Origin of the sequence: Kytococcus sp. HMSC28H12 (genome assembly GCF_001816045.1) — a bacterium.
GTDB classification, from domain to species: Bacteria; Actinomycetota; Actinomycetes; order Actinomycetales; family Dermatophilaceae; genus Kytococcus; species Kytococcus schroeteri.
Genome location: NZ_KV824508.1, coordinates 1 through 4450, shown reverse-complemented (window position 1 = coordinate 4450; position 4450 = coordinate 1). Strand labels below are relative to the sequence as shown.

At 71.6% G+C, this 4450-nt stretch carries 4 protein-coding genes; 2 read left to right on the top strand and 2 right to left on the bottom strand.

The window, feature by feature from the left end:
* Positions 1 to 345 precede the first annotated feature (345 nt).
* Both HMPREF3099_RS12055 and HMPREF3099_RS07355 read left to right on the top strand, forming a co-directional pair.
* Positions 346 to 513, top strand: coding sequence for a hypothetical protein (locus HMPREF3099_RS12055; RefSeq protein ID WP_371327519.1), 168 nt, complete (start codon positions 346 to 348; stop codon positions 511 to 513).
* A gap of 190 nt (positions 514 to 703) precedes the next feature.
* A complete protein-coding gene (locus HMPREF3099_RS07355) occupies positions 704 to 2005 on the top strand; it encodes a M20/M25/M40 family metallo-hydrolase (RefSeq protein ID WP_070705384.1) in 1302 nt (433 codons plus the stop codon).
* A gap of 114 nt (positions 2006 to 2119) precedes the next feature.
* Here the strand turns inward: HMPREF3099_RS07355 and HMPREF3099_RS07350 are convergent, their stop codons facing one another.
* Both HMPREF3099_RS07350 and HMPREF3099_RS07345 read right to left on the bottom strand, forming a co-directional pair.
* A complete protein-coding gene (locus HMPREF3099_RS07350) occupies positions 2120 to 2470 on the bottom strand; it encodes a hypothetical protein (RefSeq protein ID WP_070705383.1) in 351 nt (116 codons plus the stop codon).
* 317 nt (positions 2471 to 2787) lie between these two features.
* The gene (locus HMPREF3099_RS07345; RefSeq protein WP_083323600.1) at positions 2788 to 4398 is read right to left on the bottom strand and encodes an SDR family NAD(P)-dependent oxidoreductase; all 1611 of its coding nucleotides are present in this window, start codon (positions 4396 to 4398) and stop codon (positions 2788 to 2790) included.
* Positions 4399 to 4450 lie beyond the last annotated feature (52 nt).

Here is a 4450-nt window from a genome sequence, read left to right as displayed (position 1 = left end):
GAGCCCCGCGCGAGCGGGGATGAGCCCACCACCCACCTGCTTCGTCCCTCCGAGGTGGGGTGAGCCCCGCGCGAGCGGGGATGAGCCCTGGGCGTGGTACGACGCCAAGGGTGGACTCGTGTGAGCCCCGCGCGAGCGGGGATGAGCCCACCTCGTGATGCGCGACGAGGACGGGGCCGTGCGTGAGCCCCGCGCGAGCGGGGACGAGCCGCCAGGTTGTCGGCGCTCTTCGGCATCCTCGGCATCAGCCCTGCGGGAGCGGGGTTGAGCCCATGTTGGGGTAGAAGGCCCGCGTGATCTCCATGTGAGCCCCGCGCCAGCGGGGATGGGCCAGCATAGGTGGCCATGTGCGGCCCGCTGCCGTTCATGCGCGCCGTGCGCCGCACCCTCATGGAAAAGGGCGTGGACCCCCGCAACATCTCCTACGAGGTGTTCGGCCCGGACCTGTGGGCCCAGGACCCGGACAACGACGCCGCCGAGCAGAAGGTGCAGCTGAACGCCGCTCTGGCCTGACCTTCCCTGTGCTCCACCGGGGCCTCCTCCGCGCCGTGCGGGGGAGGCCCCAACATTTGGTCAAGACCTCGGCAGGAGTCCGTCTGCGGCCTTGAGGGGCCCTGTGGCGCAACGCACGATGGCGGGGCCGGAGCCCCCTCCCTGCGCCGGCCCCGCCCAGCGGGCGGTCCCCCATCCAAGGAGAAAGACCATGCGTCGCACAACGCTGAGCGCCCTCATCGCCTCCCCGGTGGCCGCCGTCTCGCTGGCGGGCCTGGCCCTGTCGTCCACCGCCATGGCCGACAGCCCCGACCTCGGCCCCGAGTCGGCCGCCGTCGTCGACTACCAGGCCCCCAACGGGGGTGTGGACAGCTCCACCCGCTACGTGGTGACCACCGCCGCCGAGAGGGCCGAGCACTTCGGTGCCACCACCGCCCTGGGCACGGTGAAGGACGCCTCCGGCCAGAACCTGGTGATCTCCCGCACCACCGCCGACCAGATCGCCCGCATGAACCACGGCGAGGCCGGCGAGCGCGGCCCGGGCTTCCGCTCCTTCGCCACCCGGGCCGAGGCCGAGGCGTTCGTGGAGAACGACCGCACCGCCCAGACGGTGGGCGCCGCGCTGGACCTGCCGCCGGTGGACAACCAGGACACGGTGAACCCGTGGCTGGACGCGGTGCAGGAGGAGAGCATCCGCAAGACCATCACCGACCTCTCCACCACCTGGCCCAACCGCTACTACGCCTCCAGCCACGGCAAGGCCGCCGCCGCCTACGTGCACGACGCGTGGACCAAGGTGGCCGGCGACCGCGAGGACGTGACCGTGGCCTACGACGAGTCGTGCGGCTCCGACTGCGGCAACCAGTCCAACGTGACCATGACCGTCAAGGGCACCGAGAACCCCGAGGAGATCGTCGTCATCGGCGCGCACTTCGACTCGGTCTCCAATGCCGGCCAGGGCGACGACATGGACGCCCCGGGTGCCGACGACAACGCCTCGGCCACCGCCACCGTCACCGAGGTGGCGCGGGTGGCGCTGGAGAGCGGCTGGAAGCCGAAGCGCACCGTGGTGTTCGCCGCCTACGCCGCCGAGGAGGTGGGTCTGGTGGGTTCCAACGCCATGGCCCAGTCCTTCGCCAGCGAGGGCAAGAACGTGGTGGGCGTGCTCAACCTGGACATGACCAACTACGACGGTGGTGACACCGACATGTCCGTGATGGAGGACAACGTCAACACCGAGCTGACCGCCTTCAACAAGGAGGTCTTCGCCACCTACCTGGAGCCCAAGGGCATGACGCTGGGCGCCATCTCCTGCGGCTACGGCTGCTCGGACCACTCCTCGTGGACCTCGGCCGGCTACCCGGCCTCGATGATGAGCGAGACCGAGCTGTTCCCCTACATCCACACCGCCTACGACACCCTGGAGAACTCCGGCGGCACCGCCGAGCACTCGGTGAAGTTCGCCCAGTTCGGCCTCGCGTTCCTCGGCGAGATGGCCAAGACCGGCGCCTGATCCCCCTCCGCCCGGGTTTGTGTGTGGGCCCGGGCACCAGGCGCTCCGCTTCGAGCCCCACCCCTGAGCGGGGGTGGGGCTCGAAGTCCTTGCGGGGGGGTCAGGAGGCCGGTCTCAGGGGCACTCCTGGCCGTGGGGCATCGCCAGCAGACGCCGAGCGGGGGTGAGTGAACCCTTGCGCCCGCTCTCCTCGTGGTACTCGATGGTGAGGTGGTCCTCCGTGGTGTGGTCGCCGGTCACCTCGAGGACGACCGCCACCCGCTTGGACTCACCGGGGGCGAGTGTGGGTGAGCTGTCCCCCGGGCGAGGAGGGATGTCCGGGGAGGCGGCTGCGGCGTACAGGTACTCGTCCATCCCGACGAGGAACCAGTCACGCACCGTCTGGCCCGACCGGTCGGGCATCTCCACGCGGTCCACCGTCAACGTGACATCCCCATTGTTCGTGATCATCTGGGTTGCGAACATCTTGAGTTGGTCCGGTTTGGGTCCTGCCGGGCCACGGGTGCGAGCTCCGCTGTCGGGCGCGGTGAGTGCTGTGGACGGGTGCGGCCAAACCCCCCAGACAGCGGCCGCCGCGAGGAGAAGGACCCCCACAGCGGTCGCTGCCGAGAGCACCAGGTGTCGTGTAGAACGCATCGCCGCTCCTTGCGACTCCTGCGGTGACCCGAGTGGTCCCCGCCGTCGGGAAGAGAATCCGGCCACGGGTGGCTGCCCACAAGGGCCGAGGGGAATCGTGTTCGAATCGTGACCGCCCCGGAGCTCTGTTCAGCGTGCCGGCGCCCTCACCAGGGGTGGGGCTCGAAGTCCTTGAGGAACACGCCGTACAGGTCCTCGCCGGCCTCACCGCGCACGATGGGGTCGTAGACGCGCGCGGCGCCGTCCACCAGGTCCAGCGGGGCGTGCCAGCCCTCGGCGGCGATGCGCAGCTTCTCGTGGTGCGGCCGCTCGTCGGTGATCCAGCCGGTGTCCACGGCGGTCATCAGGATGCCGTCGGTCTCCAGCATCTCCTTGGCCGAGGTGCGGGTGAGCATGTTGAGTGCGGCCTTGGCCATGTTGGTGTGCGGGTGGCCCGAGCCCTTGTAGCGGCGGGAGAACTGCCCCTCCATCGCCGAGACGTTGACCACGTACGAGCGGCGCGCGCCGGCCTGGACGGCGGCGGCCAGCGCCGGGCGCAGGCGGCTCACCAGCAGGAACGGTGCCACCGAGTTGCACAGCTGCACCTCCAGCAGCTCCATCGGGTCCACCTCCTGCACCTTCTGCGTCCACGAGTTCTGGGTGGCCACGTCCGGCAGCAGGCCCCCCGCATCCAGCGCGGTGCCCGCCCGGTGGGCCTCCAGGCTGGCCGACCCGGCACGCAGGGCCAGGCGCGTCATGTCCGATGCGGTGAGCGCGCCCCCCTCCACGTGCGCCACCGCGTGCTCGCTCAGCGAGCCGACCAGCGCCGCCGGGTGCGCCTCGCTGATGCGGTCGAAGGCCAGCATCGAGGGGCGCAGCTCGTCGCCGACCAGCGGCTGCTTCTCGCCCTCGGTGAGGTGGGAGTACGAACCCGGCGTGCGGCGCACCGTCTGGCACGCGTTGTTGATGAGGATGTCGAGCGGCCCGCCGGCGGCCACCTCGTCGGCCAGGGCGATCACCTGGGTGGGGTCGCGCAGGTCGATGCCCACGATGTGCAGACGGTCGATCCAGTCGGCCTGGTCCGGCTGGGCGGCGAAGCGGCGCGCGGCGTCCCGGGGGAAGCGCGTGGTGATGGTGAGCTCCGCGCCGTCGCGCAGCAGCATGAGGGCGATGTACATGCCGATCTTGGCGCGGCCACCGGTGAGCAGGGCGCGCTTGCCGCGCAGGTCCGTGTGCTGGTCGCGGCGGGCGTGGCTGTCGCCGGCGCAGTCCGGGCAGAGCCAGTGGTAGAAGGAGTCGACCGCGGTGAACTTCTGGTGGCAGATGTAGCAGCCGCGCGGGATGTTCAGGTGGCCGATGACGTGCCCGGGCCCGGCCAGGCCGGTGGGGGTCTCCAGCAGGATGCCGGCCGTCTCGTCGTCGATGCGCTGCGGGCTGCCGGTGGCGGTGCGCTCCATGAGGCGCTGGTCGGCCTCGAGCAGGGGCTGGCGCTCGGCGCGGCGGGCCTCCGCGCGGCGTGCCTTGCGGACGGCCTTGTACATGCGGCCCGCGGCGCGCTTGACGGTCTCGATGTCCGGGTGGCCCTTGGGCAGCTCGTGCAGCTGGCCGAGCACGCGCAGGGTGGCCTCGAGGTCCGCCGGGTCGATGCCGGGGTGGTCGGTGGCGGGGTCCTCCGGGGCCAGGCCCTCGGCGGCGGCGTCGGTGTCGTGCGTGGCGTCGGCGGGGGTCACGTCATCGGGCTGGTGGGGCTGTGGGGGCTGGTCGGGCACGGGGCGCATCGTAGGTGCCCTGGCCGGTCCGAGCCCCCCGATCCGGTCGGGCGGCCGGCGC

What these genes read in the sequence shown, in the direction of transcription:
- HMPREF3099_RS07345 (WP_083323600.1), bottom strand. Translation starts at nt 4,398, where the DNA reads ATGCGCCCCGTGCCCGACCAGCCCCCACAGCCCCACCAGCCCGATGAC.
- HMPREF3099_RS07350 (WP_070705383.1), bottom strand. Translation starts at nt 2,470, where the DNA reads ATGTTCGCAACCCAGATGATCACGAACAATGGGGATGTCACGTTGACG.
- HMPREF3099_RS07355 (WP_070705384.1), top strand. Translation starts at nt 704, where the DNA reads ATGCGTCGCACAACGCTGAGCGCCCTCATCGCCTCCCCGGTGGCCGCC.
- HMPREF3099_RS12055 (WP_371327519.1), top strand. Translation starts at nt 346, where the DNA reads ATGTGCGGCCCGCTGCCGTTCATGCGCGCCGTGCGCCGCACCCTCATG.